Source organism: Neotabrizicola paludis, assembly GCF_044142105.1.
In the GTDB taxonomy this organism is placed as follows: domain Bacteria; phylum Pseudomonadota; class Alphaproteobacteria; order Rhodobacterales; family Rhodobacteraceae; genus Pseudogemmobacter.
Map to the genome: position 1 here is coordinate 619,767 of NZ_JBGTYM010000001.1, position 19,414 is coordinate 639,180.

A 19,414-nucleotide genomic window follows, 5' to 3' on the forward strand; every position below is an offset into this window, starting at 1 on the left:
CAGGCGCCAAGGGGACAGGGTTCTGATGATCGGCTGGAGGTCCAAACCTCACGCAACGGAAGAGGAGAAGCCAAAGGGCTTCGACGATTTCGAACTGCGGTTGGGCGATGTCATGCGCGGCGAAAGGGCCACGCTGGGCAAGTCGCTTCTGGACGTCCAGCGCGAATTGAAGATCAAGGCCACCTATATCGCCGCTATCGAGAATGCCGATGTCTCGGCCTTCGAGACGCCGGGCTTCGTCGCGGGCTATGTGCGCTCTTACGCACGCTATCTGGGCATGGACCCGGACTGGGCCTTTGCGCGTTTCTGCAATGAAGCCAATTTCACCGTCGCCCATGGCATGGCCGCTGCCGCGTCACCGCAGCGGGTGCGCGAAGCGCGGGCGCGGGTTGAATTCGCCGATCCTCTGGCCAATCCCAATGCCGCCTTCGTGCCGCGCGGCGAAAGCTGGCTGAGCCGGATCGAACCTGCGGCCGTTGGGTCCTTGGCCGTTCTGGCCGTGCTGGTCGGCGCGCTGGGTTATGGCGGCTGGTCGATCCTGCGCGAAGTGCAGCGTGTCCAGCTTGCCCCCGTGGATGAGGCCCCGGTCGTGGTTGCCGAAATCGATCCGCTGACGCCGGCCACCGCGCCGCGCCCGGCTGCACCCGCGACCGAAGGGCAGACCGAAGAGAAGCTGGCCGATGCCACGGCGCAAAATGGCGATCTGATGGACCGGCTTTATCGACCGCAGGCGCTGGACGTGCCGGTCCTGGTGTCGCGTGACGGGCCGATCGCCGCGATCAAGCCCGATCGTGGCCCTGTTCCGTCCGAAACCGCCGCTTCGGGCGAAGGCGCAATCGACGCGGCCCTTGCCGAAGCGCTGGGAACCGATGTGCAAGTGGTGGCCGATGCCAAGCCGGGCGTCGAGGTTCTGGCCGTGCGCCCCTCTTGGGTGCGGGTCAGTTCCGCCGATGGCACGGTGCTGCTCGAGAAGATCCTCGATGCGGGCGAACGCTATGCCGTGCCGCCGCTGGAAAGCGCCGCCGTCTTCCGCACCGGCAATTCCGGTTCGGTCTATTTCGTGGTGAATGGCCAGACCTATGGCCCCGCCGCGCCGGGCGCGCAGGTGGTCAAGGACATCGCGCTCTCGCCCGAGGCGCTGTCGCAAAAGTTCACTTTGGCCGATATGGCCAAGGATGGCGATCTGGCGACCTATATGACCGCCGATGCCTCGGCAGGAACCGTCGCGCCCTGACTGGCTGGCCATATGCCGCGGCTGCGCCGTGCAGCCGGGACCCCAGAGAGCGTTTGAACATCGGTGAAGGGGCAGGGGGCCGTTTCACCTTCTGCTGACTTTGGCGTCGCCCGGTTGCCGTTGACCGGCCGCGGGACTATGGTCCGCGCAGCTTCCAGACGGAGTTCCGCGCCATGACCCACAACCCGATCCGCCCCTGGCGCAACATTGAGCGGCGCAAGAGCCGTCAGGTCATGGTCGGGCGCGTGCCTGTGGGCGGCGACGCGCCGATCTCGGTGCAGACCATGACCAATACCGACACGTCGGACGTCGAGGCGACGGTGGCGCAGGTGCTGCGCTGTGCCGAGGTGGGGGCGGATATCGTGCGGGTCTCGACGCCCGATGAGGCTTCCACCCGCGCCCTGCGCGAGATCGTGCGCGAAAGCCCGGTCCCGATCGTGGCGGATATCCATTTCCATTACAAACGTGCCATCGAGGCCGCCGAGGCGGGCGCGGCCTGCCTGCGGATCAACCCGGGCAATATCGGCGATGCGGCCCGCGTGCGCGAGGTGGTGAAGGCGGCCAAGGATCATGGCTGCTCGATCCGCATAGGGGTGAATGCCGGATCGCTGGAAAAGCACCTGTTGGAAAAATACGGCGAGCCCTGCCCGGATGCGATGGTGGAATCGGGCCTGGATCATATCAAGCTGTTGCAGGACAACGACTTTCACGCGTTTAAGATCAGCTGTAAGGCGAGCGATGTCTTCCTTGCGGCGGCGGCCTATCAGCAATTGGCGGCGGCGACCGATGCGCCGATCCATCTGGGCATCACCGAGGCCGGCGGGCTGATGGCAGGCACGGTGAAATCGGCGGTGGGGCTGGGTTCCCTTCTTTGGTTCGGCATCGGCGACACGATCCGTGTCTCGCTGTCGGCCGCGCCCGAGGAAGAGGTCAAGGTTGGCTACGAGATCCTGAAATCGCTCGGGCTGCGGACGCGGGGGGTGCAGATCATCTCTTGTCCCTCCTGCGCGCGGCAGGGCTTTGACGTGATCAAGACGGTCGAGGCGCTGGAGAAGCGGCTGGAACATATCAAGACGCCGATGAGCCTGTCGATCATCGGCTGCGTTGTGAATGGGCCGGGCGAGGCCTTGATGACCGATATCGGCTTTACCGGCGGCGGCGCGGGTAAGGGCATGGTCTATCTGGCTGGCAAGCAGGCACATACGCTGGGCAATGACAGGATGATCGACCATATCGTCGAACTGGTCGAGAAGCGTGCCGCCGAGCTGGCAGAGGCCGAGGCGCAGGCCGCCGAGTAGGGGGGCTCAGTCCAGCGCGGTGAGGATCAGCCGCAGCGCATGGTCGCGCGTGGCGCGGCGCACGGCATCGCGGCCCAGAGCGCCGAAATCCACGGTTTCCGTAAGGGTCTTCCTTCCGTCACGGGCGAGCCCGAAGCAAACCCTGCCTTCGGGCTTGTGTTCGCTGCCGCCCGGCCCCGCGATGCCGGTGACGGAAATCGCAAGGCCGACCCCTGCCGCAAGGCGGGCACCTTCGGCCATTTCGCGGGCGACCTGTTCCGAGACCGCGCCATGGGCGGCAAGGGTTGCCGGGCGGACGCCCAACATCCGGGTCTTGGCGGCATTGGAATAGGTGACGAAGCCGCTGTCGAAAATGTCCGATGAGCCGGGCGGATCGGTCAGGGCGGCGGCGATCATCCCGGCGGTGCAGCTTTCCGCCGTGGCAAGGCGCAGCCCCCAGAACCGGGCGCGGTGCAGGATCTGTTCGGGCAGGGTCAGCTCAGCCATGGCTGGATCAGGCCATGATACAGGCCCGCAAGGGCGGTGGAGCAGAGGCCCGCGAACAACCCGGCCCAGAGATCGTCCAGCATGACACCCGCCGCATCGTGGCGGCGGTCGGCGCGGCCGACCAGCCAGGGTTTCCAGATATCGAACAGCCGGAACAAGAGGAAGGGCACGACCCAGCCCGGCCAGGCGGCCAGCGCCAGGTCGGCGACGCCATGGCGCCAGAGCGGGATCACGGTGAAGCACATCGCCAGAAGCTGCCCGGCAACCTCGTCGATGACCACCTCGGAGGGGTCGCTGTCGGCGCGGGTCGACAGGTAACGTGGCACGGCCCAGAATCCGGCGAGGGTCGCCAGGACGAAAGCCAGCGGGACCAAGAGCGCCAGGCCGGCCTGATGGGCGGCAACAGCCAGAGCCACTGCAATCAGCGAGGCCCAGGTGCCCGAAGCGGGGCGCAGATGTCCCGCGCCGAAGAAGGTGGCGAGCGCCGCGCTCATCCCTTCACCAGCGTTGCAGTGGCAAGGGCGGCGATGCCTTCCTCGCGGCCGGTGAAACCCAGGCGTTCCGAGGTGGTGGCCTTGACGCTGATCCTGTCGACGGCGAGCCCCATGATCTCGGCCAACGCCGCCTGCATGGCCGCGGCATGGGGGCCGATCTTGGGGCGTTCGCAGACCAGCGTCACGTCGCAATTCGACAGGCGGAAGCCCTTGTCAGTGGCAAGATCGACCGCATGGCGCAGAAAGATATGCGAGGCGGCGCCTTTCCATTGCGGGTCCGAAGGCGGGAAATGGCGGCCAATATCGCCCTCGGCCAGCGCGCCATAGATCGCATCGGTCAGGGCGTGCATGCCGACATCCGCATCCGAATGGCCCAGAAGCGCGCGACTATGCGGCAGTTTCACGCCGCAGAGCCAGACATGATCGCCTTCGGTAAAAGCGTGCACGTCGTAGCCATTGCCCAGGCGGATATCCAAGTCGCGGCCTTTCAGGATTGCCTCGGCGCGCAAGAAATCACCGGGGAAGGTCAGTTTCAGATTGTCTTCCTCGCCCTCGACGATCTGGACGTCAAGCCCTGCGGCTCGGGCGACCTGAACATCATCCGCCGCGTCATCGGGATGGGCGCGATGTGCGGCGAGGATTTCGGCAAGGCGGAAGGCCTGCGGGGTCTGGGCGCGGTAGAGGCCTTCGCGCGACTGGGTGCCGGTGACCTGGCCGTCTTCGCCGCGCCAGAGCGCGTCGGTGACGGGCAGGGCTGGGGCGGCGGCGGAGGCGTGCTCCAGGGCGGCGATCAGGCGGTCGATCAGCGCGCGGGACACCAGGGGACGGGCGCCGTCATGGATCAGCACGCGGGTCGCATCGCTGCCCTCCAGCGCCTCGAGCGCGGCACGAACCGAGTCCGCCCGTTGCGCGCCGCCCGCGACCAGCCGCGCCTTTGGCGCCAATGCGCGGGCGCGGTCCATCTCGTCGGGGTGGACGACCAGAGTGACGGGCAATCCCGCGAAAGCCGCAAGCGTATGGGCCAGAACGGGCTTTCCCGCGAGGATCTGCCATTGCTTGGGCAGATCGCCACCGGCGCGGCTGCCGCGTCCAGCGGCTACGATGACGACATGCGTGCTCATATGCCCTTCCTAGGCCAGCCCCGCGCGGCTGACAATCTGTCCAGAAATTGCTCGCTGTTGCATAATATTTGTGCATTGCCCGCAAATCAGTCAGAATTCCGACAGCGGCAGATGGCAGGATGGCAAGGCAGCGGCTAGCTGTGAAGCCTGTGCTCAACGAAACGGCATTTGAGGCAAGATTCGCGTGGCTTTCCGCCTTGGCCCCGTCACCGTAGATCCCCCCGTCCTGCTGGCCCCGCTGGCCGGAATCACCGACCTGCCGTTCCGTAGGCTGGTCTCGCGCTTTGGCGCGGGCCTGGTGGTGAGCGAAATGGTCGCCAGCGATGAGGTGCTGCGGGCGCGACCCGAAGCGCGGGCGCGGGCCGAATTGGGCTTTGACGAGAATGAAACCTCGGTGCAGCTTGCCGGGCGCGAGCCCGCGCTGATGGCCGAAGCCGCGCGCTGGTGCGAAGGGCAGGGCGCCGCGCTGATCGACATCAACATGGGCTGCCCGTCCAAGCGGGTAACCACGGGCCTTTGCGGCTCGGCCCTGCTGCGCGATCTGGATCTGGCGCTGGAATTGGTCGAGGCGGTGGTGGGCGCGGTGAAGGTGCCGGTCACGCTCAAGACGCGGCTGGGCTGGGACGACACGCTGCACAATGCGCCCGAACTGGCACGGCGGGCCGAAGGTGCGGGGGTGCGTATGGTGGTGATCCATGGCCGCACGCGCTGCCAGTTCTACAAGGGCCATGCCGATTGGGCCGCGATCCGGGCGGTGAAAGAGGCGGTGTCGATTCCAGTGGTGGCCAATGGCGACATCATCGATGCGGAAACCGCGCAGACCGCGCTGGCGGCCAGTGGTGCCGACGGGGTCATGGTCGGGCGCGGGGCCCAGGGCGCGCCCTGGCGCCTGGCGCAGATCGCGGCGCGGCTGCATGGCCGCCCCGAGCCGGAGATTCCGCAGGGTCTGGCCTTGGCCGAGATGATCATCCAGCATTACGAGGAAATCCTGGGCTTCTACGGGCGCGAGCTGGGGTTGCGCTGCGCCCGAAAGCATCTGGGCTGGTATCTCGAAGAGGCCGGGCTGGAGCAGGCGCGTGACGCGATCCTGACCTCGACCGATCCGGCCGAGGTGATCCGCCTCATCCGCGACACTTTTGCCGAGGCGGAGGCTGCGGCATGAACCCCGGCTATCGCATGCCCTATCCGGTGCCCGGGGTGATCTGGGCCTCGCTGCCCCTGCCGTCGCTGTTGGTTGATGAGACCGGGCTGATCCTCGAGGCCAATCCGGCGGCGGAGGCCTTTCTGAACACGTCGGCCAAGGCGCTGCTGGGCCAGCCGGTCTTTGACCGCCTGTCTATCGATGCGCCCATGGAAGAGGCGCTGTCCCGCGCCCGTGCCAACCAGTCGGCGCTGAACATCAATGATGTCGATGTGACCACGGGCGAACGCGCCCCGGTGCAATGCACGATCCATGTCGCCCCCATGCATGACAATCCGGGCGTGATCCTGCTGATCCTCTCGCCGCGCGAGATCGCCGATCGGCTGGGCCGCAGCCTGGGCGCCAAATCGGCGGCGCGCTCGGCCATCGGCATGGCCGAGATGCTGGCGCATGAAATCAAGAACCCTTTGGCCGGAATTTCCGGTGCGGCGCAGCTTCTTTCGATGAGCCTGAGCCCAGAAGACCGCGAGCTGACGAATCTGATCGTCGAAGAGACAAGGCGGATCGTGAAGCTGCTGGAACAGGTCGAGCAATTCGGCAATGTCCGCCCGCCCGACCGGCGCGCGGTGAACCTGCATGACGCGCTGGACCGGGCGCGCAAATCGGCCATGGTCGGCTTTGCCGCCCATATGGCGATCGTCGAGGATTTCGACCCCTCCCTGCCGCCGACCTGGGCCGATCCCGACCAGCTCATGCAGGTCTTCCTGAATCTGATCAAGAACGCGTCCGAGGCCGCGGGGCCGCAAGGCGGCACGATCCGTCTGCGCACTTTTTATGACCTTTCGCTGCGGGTGCGGCGCAAGGATGGCCCGTCGGCGGCGCTGCCTTTGAATGTCGAGGTCATCGACGATGGCCCCGGCCTGCCGCCCGATATCGCGGCCGAAGTGTTCGAGCCCTTCGTCTCGGGCCGCGAGAACGGGACGGGACTGGGCCTTGCCTTGGTCTCGAAGATCATAACCGACCATGAGGGCTGGATTTCGGTGGAGTCGGTGCCGGGTCGCACCGCGTTCCGTATCTCGCTGCCCATGGCGCCCAAGGACAAACGGAAGGAGTGCTAGGATGGATGGAACCGTTCTTGTCGCCGACGACGACCGCACGATCCGCACCGTGCTGACCCAGGCTCTGACCCGCGCGGGCTGCAAGGTCCATGCGACCTCAAGCCTGATGACGCTGATGCGCTGGGTCGAAGAGGGCAAGGGCGATCTGGTGATCTCGGATGTCATCATGCCCGATGGCAACGGGCTCGACAGCTTGCCGCGCATCACCAAGATGCGGCCCGGTCTGCCGGTCATCGTGATTTCGGCGCAAAACACGATCATGACGGCGATCCAGGCGGCCGAGGCCGAGGCTTTCGACTACCTGCCAAAGCCGTTCGACCTGCCCGATCTGATGAAGCGTTCGGCCCGCGCGCTGGAGCAGAAGCGGCGCGCGCCGAAACCCGCAACGCCGCCGCGCGAGGCGGGGGATGACCTGCCGCTGGTGGGCCGGACCCCCGCGATGCAGGCGCTGTACCGGCTTGTGGCGCGGGTGATGAACACGGATATCCCGGTGCTGATCACCGGCGAGTCGGGCACGGGCAAAAGCCTGATCGCACGGGCGATCCATGACTTTTCCGACCGCCGGAGCCTGCCCTTCATCGTGGCCCAGGCTGCGGATCTGCAAGGTGTCGACGGACCCGCCAGCCTGATTGCGCGGGCGCGCGGCGGCTCGGTCGTCTTTGATGAAGTGGCGGATTACGACGAGGACACGCAGGCCCGCGTGGTGCGGCTGCTCGACATGTTGGGCGACAAGGCGCCGCGCGTCATGGCGACCAGCCAGGTCGATCTGGACAACCGTATGGAATCGGGGGTGTTCAGGCAGGATCTGTATTACCGTCTGGGCGGGGTCACGCTGCATGTGCCCAGCTTGCGCGAACGGGTCGAGGATATCCCGCTGCTGGCGGAACATTTCCTGAAAAAGGGCGAGCGCGATTTCGGGACCGTGAGACGGCTTTCCGCCGACTCGCAGGAGGTGGTGCGCAGCTATTCCTGGCCCGGCAATGTGCGCCAGCTTGAGAACACGATCCGGCGGCTTCTGGTCACCTCGCCCGAGGCCGAGATCACCAAATCCGAGATCGAGCAGGTCCTTGGCAACCAGCCCGCGGCCGAGCCGCTGAAAGGTGGCCATGAAAGCGAGAAGCTGTCGGCTTCCGTCGCACGCCACCTGAAACGCTATTTTGACCTTCATGGCGGCCAATTGCCGCCGCCCGGCGTCTATCAGCGCATCCTGAGAGAGGTCGAGATGCCGCTGATCGAGATCGCGCTGGATGCGACCGGCGGAAATCAGGCGAAATGCGCCGATCTTCTGGGGATCAATCGCAATACATTGCGCAAGAAGATCACCGATCTCGATATCCGCGTGACACGGCGCCGCAAGCTGATGTAAAACCGCAACATCAAGCGTGGCGAACGGGGGACAACCCCCAAAGACCACAAGATGTTGCAGGTTGATGACAGCACTGGATCGCACACTTAGACGGGATGTCTGGGTCAGGTTCTCGCGCCTGCGCCGCCAGCGGCGGGTGCAGACCGCGACGACGCTGGGCCTTGTTTTCCTGGGTCCGGTTCTGGTTGTGGCAACCTTCCTTGCGCTTGGTCCCCTTGCGCAAGGCGCGACCTCGCCGCTGTTGCGGCTGATCCTGCTGGCCGACCTGGTCTATGTGCTTTTGATCGCGGCGCTGGTGCTGGCACGCGTGGCGCGGATGGTGGCGGACCGGCGCAGCCAGTCGGCCGGATCGCGCCTGCACCTGCGCCTGTCGGGGGTTTTTGCCGGCGTTGCGCTCGTGCCGACCGTGCTGGTCGCGGTCTTCGCGGTCCTGTCGGTCAATCTCGGGCTTGAGGGCTGGTTCTCGGACCGGGTACGCTCGGTCGTTGGATCGTCGCTGGCGGCGGCACAGGCCTATGAGGATGAGCAGCGCCATGATCTGACCGAAGATGCGCAGGCGCTTGCCGCCTATCTGAACCTTGCTAAGCAGAAGACCTTCTTCCTGCGCGATGATCAGTTGCGTCCCCTGTTGAGCCAGGGCCAGGAGGTCATTCAGCGCGGCTTGAAAGAGGCCTATCTGGTCGATGGCACCGGAACGCTGAAAACCCGGGGCGACCGATCCTATCTGTTCGGTTTCGAAGCCGTACCGCCCGCCGAACTGGAAAAGGCCCGGGACGGCGGGGTGGTGCTGATCGAGGATTGGGACAATAACGAGTTCCGCGCCTTGGTCTATCTTGAGGCCTTCGCCGACCGCTATCTCTATGTCAGCCGCACGGTGGATGGCTCGATCCTGTCGCTGCTCGACGAGACGCAGCAGACCGTCCAGCTTTACAATCAGCTCGAATCCGAGCGCGGGCGGCTTTTGCTGAATTTCGGCCTGATTTACCTGGGCTTCGCGATCATTCTTATCCTTGCGGCGATCTGGCTGGGCCTGTGGTTCGCCGAGCGCCTGTCGCGGCCTGTCGGGCGGTTGGCGGGCGCGGCGCAGCTTGTGGGCGGCGGTGATCTGGATGTGCAGGTGCCCGAGGAAGAGGGCGACGACGAGATCGCCATGATGGGCCGCCTGTTCAACCAGATGACCCGCCAGCTCAAGGGCCAGCGCGAGGCGTTGATGGACAGCCACCGCCAGACCGAGCGGCGGCGGCGGCTGTTTGATTCCGTGCTGTCGAACGTCACGGCAGGGGTGATCGGCCTGGATGCGACGGGGCAGGTCGATTTCGTCAACCGGGCGGCGATGCGCCTGCTGGATGTGCAAGGCGATCCGCATGGCCAGGGACTGGACGCCGTCGTTCCGGAATTCGCCGGACTTTTCCAGAACCTGCGAACCGATGGCGACATGGCGGCGCAAGACGAGGTGCGGCTGACACGGCGCGGGCGGCTGGAAAGCCTGCTGGTGCGGATGAGCGTGCGGCGCAGCGAGGATGGCCGTCTGGAAGGGTATGTGGTCGCCTTTGATGACGTGACCGATCTGGTTACCGCGCAGCGCATGGCGGCCTGGGGCGATGTGGCCCGGCGCATCGCGCATGAGATCAAGAACCCGCTCACGCCCATCGCGCTTTCGGCGGAACGGGTGAAGCGCAAGTTCCGTGGCGAAGTGCGGGAACCGGCCGAGCTGGAAGCTCTGACCGATGTGATCGTGCGGCAAACCAACGATTTGCGTCGCATCGTCGATGAGTTCTCGAAATTCGCCCGGATGCCCGAACCCGACCGCCGCGAGGCCGATCTGGTGACGATCCTGCGCGATGCGGTGACCTTGCAAAAGGCCGGTCAACCCGGCGTGACCTTTGCGACCGACATCCCCGACACGCCGGTGATGATGGATCTGGATGCGTCGATGATCGGCCAGGCCCTGACCAACCTGATCAAGAATGCCGGGGAGGCGATTGAATCGCTTCAGGAAAAAGGCGCGCCGGACGGTCTGGTACCGGAAATCCGCATCGCTCTGGTCGTGCAGGATGGCGAAAGCCTGATCACCATCGCCGACAATGGCATCGGCCTGCCGCCCGACCGCGCACGGCTGTTCGAACCCTATGTGACGACGCGGGCCAAGGGCACCGGACTGGGCCTGCCCATCGTCAAGAAGATCATCGAGGAACATGGCGGAACGCTGGCGCTCATGGATGCGCCGGTCTTCGCCGGGAACGCCCATACGGGCGCGATGGCTGAAATCCGCCTGCCGCGGTTGGCCAAGCGCCGGATGGGCCGCAATATGGGGGCACAGCCCCAGGGGAGTGAGTCATGAGCATCCTGATCGTAGATGACGAGAAAGACATTCGCGAACTGATCGGGGATATTCTGAAGGACGAAGGCTATGTCGTTCGCCTGGCGGGAAATTCCGACGATTGCATGGCCGAGGTCAATGCCGATCCTCCGGCGCTGATGATCCTTGATATCTGGCTCAAGGACAGCCGGATGGACGGGATCGACATCCTCAAGGCCACCAAGCGCGACAACCCGGACATTCCGATCATCATCATCTCGGGCCATGGCAATATCGAGATCGCCGTCGCGGCGATCAAACAAGGCGCCTATGACTTCATCGAAAAACCCTTCAACATCGACCAGCTTACGGTCGTGGTCAGCCGGGCGATGGAGACCAGCCGCCTGCGCCGCGAGAACCACGAGCTGCGCCGCCGCGATGTGACCCAGACCGAGATGATCGGTTCAAGTCCGGCCTTCAAGGCCCTGAAATCGCAACTCGACAAGGTGACCAAGTCGAATGGGCGCGTGATGCTGACCGGGCAGCCCGGATCGGGCAAAGAAATGGCCGCGCGCTTCATCCATGCCAATTCCAACCGGTCGGGCGCGGCTTTCGTCACCGTTTCTTCGGCCTCGATCGAGCCGGAGCGGATGGAAGAGGTGCTGTTCGGCCGCGAGACAAGCGAGCGCGGGGTCGAGCCCGGGCTGCTGGAACAGGCGCATGGCGGTGTGGTTTATTTCGACGAAGTGGCCGATATGCCGTTGGGAACGCAATCGAAAATTCTTCGCGTCCTGACCGAACAGCAATTCACCCGCGCCGGTGGCACCGACAAGGTGCGGGTCGATCTGCGGGTGATTTCCTCGACGACACGCGACCTTGCGGCCGAGATTCGCGCCGGGCGGTTCCGGCAGGAATTGTTCGACCGGCTGAACGTGGTGCCGATCGCCGTCCCGGCCCTGTCGGACCGGCGTGACGACATTCCAGAACTGGCGCGGCATTTCGTCGACTGGTTCCATCGCAGTCAGGGCCTTCCGGCGCGCGATTTTTCGTCCGAGGCCGAGGCAATGTTGCAGACAATGCCCTGGCCCGGCAATGTGCGCCAGTTGCGAAACGTGATCGAACGCGTTCTGATTCTTGGAGAATCCGGTGGCGTCATCGATGCGCGCGAATTGCCCAGCAGCGAGGCCCAGCCCATTGCGGGCGATGGCATGGTGCTGGGCGGCATGGTCGCGACCCTGCCGCTGCGCGAAGCGCGGGAATTGTTCGAACGCGAATATCTGCTGACCCAGATCAACCGCTTCGGTGGCAATATCAGCCGCACGGCGAATTTCGTCGGCATGGAACGCAGTGCTCTGCATCGCAAGCTCAAGTCGCTGGGGGTGGTGACGACCAGCAAGGCCGGCGGACGCAGCGCCCATTTCGAGGACGAGGACGAAGAGACCGACGCCTGACCCGCGGTTTGACCCCGGGCGGGCGATCTGCGAAACAGGCGCAACGGTAACGCCGCGAGGGAAGGTCAGCCATGAAAGTCATCATCTGCGGCGCGGGGCAGGTGGGCTGGCAGATCGCCCGCCACCTTTCGGGCGAACGCAATGACGTGACCGTGGTCGATGTGAACAGCGACCTTGTTCGCCGGGCCACGGAAACGCTGGATGTGCAGGGGGTTGTGGGCTTCGCCAGCCATCCCGACGTGCTGGAGCGCGCAGGTGCGCGCGATGCCGACATGATCATCGCCGCCACCCATTCCGACGAAGTGAACATGGTCTGCTGCCAGATAGCCCAGGCCGCCTTCAACGTCACCCGCAAGATCGCGCGCATCCGCAACCAAAGCTATCTCGAGACCGCCTATTCCGACCTCTACAATCTCGACCGGCTGGCCATCGATGTGGTGATCAGCCCCGAACGCGAAGTGGCCGAGGCGGCGCTGCAGCGGCTTGCCGCACCCTCGACCTTCGACACCGAGGTCTTCATGGGCGGGCGGGCGCAGCTTCTGGGCCTGCATCTCGAGGCGGATTGCCCGGTCCTGAACACGCCGCTGCGCCAGCTGAACGACCTGTTTCCGACGTTGCGGGCCATCGTCGTGGGCATGCGGCGCGGCGGGCGGCTGATCGCGCCGGAAGCGAATGACCAGTTGCTCGAAGAGGATGATATCTACGTCTTCACCCATTCGGAAGACGTGAACCGTTGCCTGGAAATCTTTGGCAAGAAGAACAAAAAGCAGGAACGCGTCGTGATTGTCGGTGGCGGCAATGTCGGACTGGGCGTTGCCCGCGCGCTTGAGGCGCGCACTGACCGCATCCGCGCCAAGGTGATCGAGAAGGACCGCGAAACCGCCGAACGCGCGGCGGATGGGCTGGAGCGGACCATCGTGCTGAACGGCGATGGCATGGATATGGAACTTCTGCTGGAAGCCGCCGTCGACCGGGCCGACGCCATCCTGGCCGTGACCGATGACGACAAGACCAACCTTCTCGTCTCGGTCCGCGCCAAACAGGCGGGCTGCCAGATGGCGATCACTCTGGTCAACGATCCGACGCTGGCGCCACTGATGGCGCCCCTGGATATCGACGCCTATATCAATCCGCGCGCCACCACCGTCTCGTCGATCCTGCGCCATATCCGCCATGGCCGGGTGCGCGGCGTCTATTCGATCGGCGATGCCGAGGCCGAGATGATCGAGGCGCAGGTCATGTCGACCTCGCCCATCGCCGGGCGGCTGATCCGTGACATCGAATTTCCCGAAGGCGTGCTGGTCGGCGCGGTGATGAAGGGCGAGCGGGTAATGAAACCCATGGGCGATCTGCGCATCGAGGCGGGCGATGTGGTCGCGATGTTCGCGATGACCAAGGATGTGCCCGAGGTCGAGCGCCTGCTTCAAGTCTCGATCGACTTCTTCTAGGGGGCGGGCGGCGAATGGCGCAGCCGGGCGTGGCATCTGCGGGATTCGGACGGCTGGCAGAGTTTCCGCTGCTGGTTGTGCTGCTGGGCACTGTCGGTCTGGCCTGCTGGCTGCCCGCCGGTCATGCCGTGATCCTGGGCCATCATCGGGTCGCACAGAGTTTCTTCTATTCCGGCCTTGTCCTCACGACCCTTGCGATCATGCTGGCCATAGCCACGCGCCACACCCGGCCCCGCTATGGCGCGCAGGGCCAGCTTGCGGCGCTCGTCGGGGCCTATCTTGTCCTGCCCCTGGCCATGGCGCTGCCCATGGTGCTCGCGATCCGCGACACCAGCCTATCGAATGCCTGGTTCGAGATGCTGTCCTGCTTCACCACCACCGGCGCCAGCCTCTATGAGCCGGGGCGGCTGTCGCCCTCGATCCATCTCTGGCGGGCGCTGTGCGGCTGGTTCGGCGGCTTCTTCATCCTGCTTTGCGCCTATGCAGTTCTGGGGCCGTTGAATCTGGGCGGGGCCGAGGTGATTTCGGGCCGCGTGCCAGGCCGGGGCGAGGGCGCTGTGCAGATCACGCGTCTGGCAGATCCGGCGCAGCGGCTGGCGCGGCATACCGGAACGATCCTGCCGGTCTATGCGGGGCTGACACTGCTGCTGTGGCTCGGTCTGCTGATTGCCGGCGAAGACGGGCTTCTGGCCCTGACCCATGCCATGGGCACGATCTCGACCAGCGGGATCACCGCCGGCGTCGGTCTGTCCGTGACCGGTTCGGGTTGGACGGGCGAGCTGCTTCTTTTCGTCTTCCTGATCTTTGGCGTCACACGCCGGACCATGCCCGTGCGCGGGCCGCATGAAAGCCGGCAAAAGATCTGGCAAGACCCGGAATTGCGCCTGGCGCTGGTGCTGGTGACGCTGGTCGTGGTGGTCCTCTTGCTGCGCCATGCCCTGTCGGACGCCGACGGAACCGAGCTTGCCAGCCTCCGCGGCTTCTTCAGGGCCTTCTGGGGCGCGATGTTCACCTCTTTGTCCTTCCTGACCACGACGGGATATGAAAGCGCCTATTGGTCTTCGGCGCGCGACTGGTCGGGCCTGGGTGCGCCCGGGCTGGTTCTGCTAGCGCTGGCCATCGTGGGCGGCGGCGTGGCGACAACGGCGGGCGGCGTCAAGCTGTTGCGGGTCTATGCCCTGTTCCGCCATGGCCAGCGCGAGCTGGAACGGATCATCCACCCCAGCTCGGTCGGCGGCCGCGGCGCCGAAGAGCGGCGCCTGCGCCATGAGGGCGCCTATCAAGCCTGGGTCTTCTTCATGCTTTTCGCGATTTCCATCGCCCTGGTGATGGCGGCACTGACGGTGGCCGGGCTGGCTTTCGAAACCGCTCTGGTCCTGGGAATCGCCGCGCTGACCACGACGGGGCCCCTGGCCGGCGTGGCCTCTCTGGACCCGATCCTGTATGCCGGGCTGACCGATCCGGTGAAGTTCATCCTTGGCGCGGCGATGATCCTGGGGCGGCTGGAGACGCTGGCACTGATCGCGCTTCTCGCACCGGGGGGCTGGCGGAGATAGAAGCGACACAGCAGGCAAGACGCTCTGCACCTCTGTTGCTCTTTTGGTCTGGTAACTGCGCGAATCCCGAATAATATTGCGCTGTCGCGGCGAAAAGCAGCGCAGGGACAGTACGACCGTTCACCATCCGAAGACGACCACGATCCGATCAATGACAGGCCGCGGTCAACGCGGCTAAGCGCAAGGCAAAACAACAATGGCTGGCGACAAGCAAAACCTCCAGGACGCGTTTCTGAACCACGTCCGCAAAGCCAAGGTTCCGGTGACCATCTTCCTGATCAACGGTGTCAAGCTTCAGGGTGTTATCACCTGGTTCGACAATTTTTGCGTGCTACTGCGCCGCGATGGCCAGTCGCAGCTGGTCTACAAGCATGCCATCTCGACCATCATGCCCGGCGCCCCGATCAACCTCTATGAAGGCGAAGACTGATTTCCGATCTGCCTGACGACGCGGAAGGCGACGAGGACCTGCCGTTCCCGCACGAGGACGGTCGCTGGCAGGTCACGGCGCCAAAGCCGACGCGTGCCATCGTCCTGCATCCCGATACCCGCGCCCGGCAGACCCGCCGCCTGCCCGAACACGGGCTGGCCGAAGCCGTATCGCTGGCCGATGCCTTGCCGGGGCTTGAGGTTCTGTGGGCCGAGGTTGTCCGACTGCCGCGGGTGCATCCGGGGATGCTGTTCGGCTCGGGCAAGGTCGAGGAGCTGGCGGCACGCATCAAGGCTGACGAGGTCGAACTGGTGCTGGTGGACGGGCAGGTCAGCCCGGTGCAGCAGCGCAATCTGGAAAAGGAATGGGGCGTCAAGCTTCTGGACCGCACCAGCCTGATCCTTGAGATCTTCGCAGACCGCGCCCGTACCAAGGAAGGTGTCTTGCAGGTGGAGTTGGCAGCGCTGAGCTATCAGCGCTCGCGCCTCGTGCGCGCCTGGACCCACCTGGAACGCCAGCGCGGCGGCTTCGGCTTTGTCGGCGGCCCGGGCGAGACCCAGATCGAGGCCGACCGCCGCGCCATCGACGATCAGGTCATCCGCCTTAAGAGACGGCTGGAACGTGTAGTCAGGTCACGCGAATTGCAGCGGGCGGCGCGGGCGAAGGTGCCGTTTCCGATCGTGGCCCTGGTCGGCTATACCAATGCGGGCAAATCGACGCTTTTCAACCGTATCACTGGGGCCGAGGTTCTGGCCAAGGACATGCTCTTCGCCACGCTCGATCCGACCATGCGCGGGGTCGAGCTGCCTTCGGAACATGGCGGAACCGGGCGAAAGGTGATCCTCTCGGACACGGTGGGCTTCATCTCGGGCCTGCCGACCCAGCTAGTCGCCGCCTTCCGCGCCACGCTGGAAGAGGTTCTGTCCGCCGATCTGATCTGCCATGTCCGCGACATCAGCCATCCCGAAACCGCCGAACAGGCGGCCGATGTGGCCGAAATCCTGACAAGCCTGGGGGTTTCTGCCGCGACGCCGCAGATCGAGGTCTGGAACAAGCTGGATCTGATGGATGCGGTGGGGCGCGAGGCGCTGCTGGTTCAGGCCGCGCAGCGGCCCGAAGTGATGCCGGTTTCCGCCCTGACCGGCGAAGGCCTGCCTGCGCTGCTCGCGCGGATCGCGGATCTTCTGGACGAGGAACGCCGCGACGAGGTGATCGAATTGGGCTTTCAGGATGGCCGCAAGCGCGCCTGGTTGCACGAGCAGGGCGTAGTGGTGGCCGAAGAGACCGGAGAGGCGGGCTGGCGGCTGCAACTGCGCTGGACGGCGCGGCAGGCCGAGCGGTTCCAGCGGTTTTGAGCGCTTAACCGGATCGCAAGTCTCGCCTGCCAGGCCAAGTCGCGCGCAGCCTTGGGACACATGCAGCACTTCGTCTTTTAGTCTGCTCCGCGCTTTGGATCGTGCGGACGATGCCCGCCTAGTTCGACGTCGACGGAGTGAGCCGCATGATCCCGACCGCAGCACCGCGGGCAAGGGCGGGATCGAGCGACATCGGGATATATTCCGAACGGCGCCACAGCTCTCCCAGATCGTCGTAATGGCGCGACAGCGGATGGCCGGATTCGCCGGTCGAGATGATGAAGACCGAGGAATCGGGATCGGCAAAATCATAGACGCCGCGATAGCCCGCGCCATGCACGTTGAGATAGGGGTTGTCGCCCTCGCCCGCCGTGCGGCCGCGCAATAGCGTGTCATCGCCGCCGCTGGTCGATTGGCGGATGTTCACGAAGTAGCGCAGGAAGGGGATCTTGCCCAGAACCGGGTGGTCCTGTGCGGCCTGATGCGCATCGCCCCAGCGCCAGCTTTCGATGTTCGGCCCATAGGTTTCCGACAAGCGCAGAAGCGCCTCGTCCAGCGCGATGCGGGCGATGTCGGTGCAGGTCTCGACCGTGGCCGACTGGATCACATCGCACCAGACGCCCGCGCCTCCGGTGTTGCGGAAGACGCGCTCCAGGAAGACCGGGTCGGGATGGGTGAAGGTATCGGCCATCGGCCCCAACTCGTCGCGGATCAGCCGGTCCTGCAAGCTGCGCAGCCAGGCCTCGGCGATCAGAGGCTCGGGCATATGCTCGTTCATCTCGCCGTTCCATTCGGCGAGCAGTTTCAGCGCGCGCTGACGAAAGGCGTCGGGCGTACCCTCGGGGGCTGCCTCGCCGGTGAACCACAGATCCGAGCCAATCAGCGGCAGCAAAAGCCGCGCCGTCGGGTTTACCGTGTCGGTCTGTGCCTCGATAAAACTCTCGCGGGTATGGACCTCGCGCGATTTCATCAGCGTCAGCCAGCGTTGGATCCGCATCGTGTCACCCCAGGTGAACGAGACATGGTGCGGGAAGGGCCGATCGACCGTCTTGTTGTTGGTATTGCCCAGAAGGCCGGTGGGAGGATTCACGAAGCTGGGATTCTCGGAATAGTCATACATGCCCTTGAATCCCACCGCCGGATTCCAGCCGGGCGAGGGCAGGCGGCCCTGCGACGGATGCGCTTCGTCCCGGATCGGCATCTGGCCGATGACCTGCATGGCGATGCCGTCTGGCCCGGCCAACATCAGGTTCTGCGCGGGCGCCACATGCAGGCGGCCGGCCTCGATCGCCTGGGCCACGCTCTGCGATTTCATCAGATGGATGGCGGCGGTCATCGTGGTGTCGCGGTCGGACAACGCTGTCCAGGACAGGGCCGCGACATGGCCCGGGGGCGTGATCGTCCCGACATCGTACAGCTTCGGCGAGAGGATGGGTCCGTTCTTCGACCAGCGCAGGGTCAGCGTGACCGGCGCCTCGTCCTTGACGGTGACAATAGTCTGGCGGCTTTCGAAATTCGCCCATGTGCCATCGGGCAGGGCATATTGCGACGGATTGTCGGGGTTGAGCTTCTCGATCACCAGATCCTGGTCGTCGAGATAGGCGGTGGTCAGTGCCCAGCCCATCTTCTCGCTGCGTCCGACCATGACGGCAGGAATGCCCGGGATCGTGCCGCCGATGACCCCGCCCGTGGTCAGCTCCAGCCGCGCGAGATACCAGATCGACGGCGCGGTAAAGCCGAGGTGCGGGTCGCCTGCCAGAAGCGCGCCGCCCGCAGCCGACCGGGTGGGCGCGGCCGCCCAGGCATTCGAGGCCCCGGCCATGCCGGGCGGCGCGACGGGCGAAAACGGCCCAAGCGCGAAATCGACCGGCCGCGCGTCCGGCGCGACGCCGGGCACCAGGGCGGCGTAATCGGGCAGGGCGGCGATGGCCTGACCGGGATCGTCGGGCAGGACATCGGCAAGACGTTCCGGCGACAAGAGCAGCGACAGGCGCGCGCGCAGCACCTCGTCCTGCACATGCGAGGACAGTTGCAGCGACATCAATTTGATGATGGCGATGGAATCCGCGGGCGCCCAGGCGGCGATCTCGGGTTCGAACAGGAAGAACTCGGGCGCGCCCCGGCCCCGCGCCCCGGCATTGACCTGCTCGATCCAGGCATTCACCCCGGCGGAATAGGCGTTCAGTGCCGCCATGGTCTCGGCATCCTGCGCCTTCACCGAGTCAAGCGCGAGCCCGTAAAGGTCAAGCCGACGGATCAGCTCGTCCACTTGCAGCGTGGCAGGGCCGAACAGCTCTGACAACCGCCCCTGCGCCGTGCGGCGCAGCATGGTCATCTGCCAAAGCCGGTCCTGGGCATGGACGAAACCCAGCGCGAAATAGACATCGGCATCGGTCTTGCCGAAGATATGCGGCACGGCATCGTTGTTCCGTACGATCTCGACCGGAGCCGAGATGCCCGAGAGCGTGAAGTTCTCGTTATAATCGACCAGCGAGCGCGAGACGAACCAATAGCCGATCAGAAGCCCCGCAACAGCCAGGACGAAAACCCCGGTAATGATGCGGATGAGCCAACGGAAGACGGTGAACATGACGGGTCCGGCCTGAGCTTGCAGTCG

At 65.2% G+C, this 19,414-nt stretch carries 15 protein-coding genes; 11 read left to right on the top strand and 4 right to left on the bottom strand.

The annotated features are described in order from the left end of the window. Positions 1 to 25: 25 nt before the first annotated feature. Both ACED67_RS02935 and ispG read left to right on the top strand, forming a co-directional pair. Entirely contained in the window at positions 26 to 1,234 is a 1,209-nt protein-coding gene (locus tag ACED67_RS02935; RefSeq protein WP_395540033.1) for a helix-turn-helix domain-containing protein, read from the top strand. 173 nt (positions 1,235 to 1,407) lie between these two features. Next, on the top strand, positions 1,408 to 2,532 hold the full coding sequence (gene ispG / locus ACED67_RS02940; protein ID WP_395540034.1) for a flavodoxin-dependent (E)-4-hydroxy-3-methylbut-2-enyl-diphosphate synthase: 1,125 nt from the start codon (positions 1,408 to 1,410) through the stop codon (positions 2,530 to 2,532). A 6-nt stretch (positions 2,533 to 2,538) separates the two neighbouring features. Here ispG and ACED67_RS02945 read toward each other — a convergent pair whose 3' ends face one another. The 3 genes from ACED67_RS02945 to ACED67_RS02955 are packed head-to-tail and all read right to left on the bottom strand — an operon-like array spanning position 2,539 to position 4,633. Next, positions 2,539 to 3,018, bottom strand: coding sequence for a CinA family protein (locus tag ACED67_RS02945; protein WP_395540035.1), 480 nt, complete (start codon positions 3,016 to 3,018; stop codon positions 2,539 to 2,541). Continuing rightward, the gene (locus ACED67_RS02950) at positions 3,006 to 3,512 is read right to left on the bottom strand and encodes a phosphatidylglycerophosphatase A family protein (protein WP_395540036.1); all 507 of its coding nucleotides are present in this window, start codon (positions 3,510 to 3,512) and stop codon (positions 3,006 to 3,008) included. Before ACED67_RS02950 ends, ACED67_RS02945 begins: the two co-directional genes overlap by 13 nt. Next, positions 3,509 to 4,633, bottom strand: coding sequence for a bifunctional 2-C-methyl-D-erythritol 4-phosphate cytidylyltransferase/2-C-methyl-D-erythritol 2,4-cyclodiphosphate synthase (locus ACED67_RS02955; protein WP_395540037.1), 1,125 nt, complete (start codon positions 4,631 to 4,633; stop codon positions 3,509 to 3,511). Before ACED67_RS02955 ends, ACED67_RS02950 begins: the two co-directional genes overlap by 4 nt. A gap of 184 nt (positions 4,634 to 4,817) precedes the next feature. Here ACED67_RS02955 and dusB point away from each other — a divergent pair, with 184 nt between their 5' ends. The 9 genes from dusB (at position 4,818) to hflX (ending at position 16,797) form a co-directional block, all read left to right on the top strand. Continuing rightward, complete coding sequence (gene dusB, locus ACED67_RS02960; protein WP_395540038.1) at positions 4,818 to 5,795, top strand: tRNA dihydrouridine synthase DusB; 978 nt, start codon at positions 4,818 to 4,820, stop codon at positions 5,793 to 5,795. Beyond that, positions 5,792 to 6,892, top strand: a complete 1,101-nt coding sequence (locus ACED67_RS02965) for a two-component system sensor histidine kinase NtrB (protein ID WP_395540039.1) — start codon at positions 5,792 to 5,794, stop codon at positions 6,890 to 6,892. The genes dusB and ACED67_RS02965 overlap by 4 nt, the downstream gene beginning before the upstream one ends. A gap of 1 nt (position 6,893) precedes the next feature. Further along, complete coding sequence (locus tag ACED67_RS02970; RefSeq protein WP_395540040.1) at positions 6,894 to 8,258, top strand: response regulator; 1,365 nt, start codon at positions 6,894 to 6,896, stop codon at positions 8,256 to 8,258. 64 nt (positions 8,259 to 8,322) lie between these two features. Beyond that, complete coding sequence (locus ACED67_RS02975; protein WP_395540041.1) at positions 8,323 to 10,599, top strand: sensor histidine kinase NtrY-like; 2,277 nt, start codon at positions 8,323 to 8,325, stop codon at positions 10,597 to 10,599. Beyond that, positions 10,596 to 12,008 (top strand): nitrogen assimilation response regulator NtrX, encoded by a 1,413-nt coding sequence (ntrX, locus tag ACED67_RS02980; RefSeq protein ID WP_395540042.1) that lies wholly within the window; start codon positions 10,596 to 10,598, stop codon positions 12,006 to 12,008. Before ACED67_RS02975 ends, ntrX begins: the two co-directional genes overlap by 4 nt. A gap of 71 nt (positions 12,009 to 12,079) precedes the next feature. After that, positions 12,080 to 13,456, top strand: a complete 1,377-nt coding sequence (gene trkA / locus ACED67_RS02985; RefSeq protein WP_395540043.1) for a Trk system potassium transporter TrkA — start codon at positions 12,080 to 12,082, stop codon at positions 13,454 to 13,456. A gap of 14 nt (positions 13,457 to 13,470) precedes the next feature. Then, positions 13,471 to 15,012 (top strand): potassium transporter TrkG, encoded by a 1,542-nt coding sequence (locus ACED67_RS02990; protein WP_395540044.1) that lies wholly within the window; start codon positions 13,471 to 13,473, stop codon positions 15,010 to 15,012. A gap of 196 nt (positions 15,013 to 15,208) precedes the next feature. Then, the gene (gene hfq / locus ACED67_RS02995) at positions 15,209 to 15,442 is read left to right on the top strand and encodes an RNA chaperone Hfq (protein WP_023664101.1); all 234 of its coding nucleotides are present in this window, start codon (positions 15,209 to 15,211) and stop codon (positions 15,440 to 15,442) included. Between the two features lie 8 nt (positions 15,443 to 15,450). Beyond that, positions 15,451 to 16,797: a GTPase HflX gene (gene hflX, locus ACED67_RS03000; RefSeq protein ID WP_395540463.1), complete on the top strand. Its 1,347-nt coding sequence runs from the start codon at positions 15,451 to 15,453 to the stop codon at positions 16,795 to 16,797. 118 nt (positions 16,798 to 16,915) lie between these two features. Here hflX and ACED67_RS03005 read toward each other — a convergent pair whose 3' ends face one another. Then, entirely contained in the window at positions 16,916 to 19,387 is a 2,472-nt protein-coding gene (locus tag ACED67_RS03005; protein WP_395540045.1) for a penicillin acylase family protein, read from the bottom strand. Positions 19,388 to 19,414 lie beyond the last annotated feature (27 nt).

Bases quoted from the DNA above. Each gene is read 5' to 3' on its own strand.
- ACED67_RS02935 (WP_395540033.1), top strand. From the start codon at position 26: ATGATCGGCTGGAGGTCCAAACCTCACGCAACGGAAGAGGAGAAGCCA.
- ispG (WP_395540034.1), top strand. From the start codon at position 1,408: ATGACCCACAACCCGATCCGCCCCTGGCGCAACATTGAGCGGCGCAAG.
- ACED67_RS02945 (WP_395540035.1), bottom strand. From the start codon at position 3,018: ATGGCTGAGCTGACCCTGCCCGAACAGATCCTGCACCGCGCCCGGTTC.
- ACED67_RS02950 (WP_395540036.1), bottom strand. From the start codon at position 3,512: ATGAGCGCGGCGCTCGCCACCTTCTTCGGCGCGGGACATCTGCGCCCC.
- ACED67_RS02955 (WP_395540037.1), bottom strand. From the start codon at position 4,633: ATGAGCACGCATGTCGTCATCGTAGCCGCTGGACGCGGCAGCCGCGCC.
- ACED67_RS02965 (WP_395540039.1), top strand. From the start codon at position 5,792: ATGAACCCCGGCTATCGCATGCCCTATCCGGTGCCCGGGGTGATCTGG.
- ACED67_RS02970 (WP_395540040.1), top strand. From the start codon at position 6,894: ATGGATGGAACCGTTCTTGTCGCCGACGACGACCGCACGATCCGCACC.
- ACED67_RS02975 (WP_395540041.1), top strand. From the start codon at position 8,323: ATGACAGCACTGGATCGCACACTTAGACGGGATGTCTGGGTCAGGTTC.
- ntrX (WP_395540042.1), top strand. From the start codon at position 10,596: ATGAGCATCCTGATCGTAGATGACGAGAAAGACATTCGCGAACTGATC.
- trkA (WP_395540043.1), top strand. From the start codon at position 12,080: ATGAAAGTCATCATCTGCGGCGCGGGGCAGGTGGGCTGGCAGATCGCC.
- ACED67_RS02990 (WP_395540044.1), top strand. From the start codon at position 13,471: ATGGCGCAGCCGGGCGTGGCATCTGCGGGATTCGGACGGCTGGCAGAG.
- hfq (WP_023664101.1), top strand. From the start codon at position 15,209: ATGGCTGGCGACAAGCAAAACCTCCAGGACGCGTTTCTGAACCACGTC.
- ACED67_RS03005 (WP_395540045.1), bottom strand. From the start codon at position 19,387: ATGTTCACCGTCTTCCGTTGGCTCATCCGCATCATTACCGGGGTTTTC.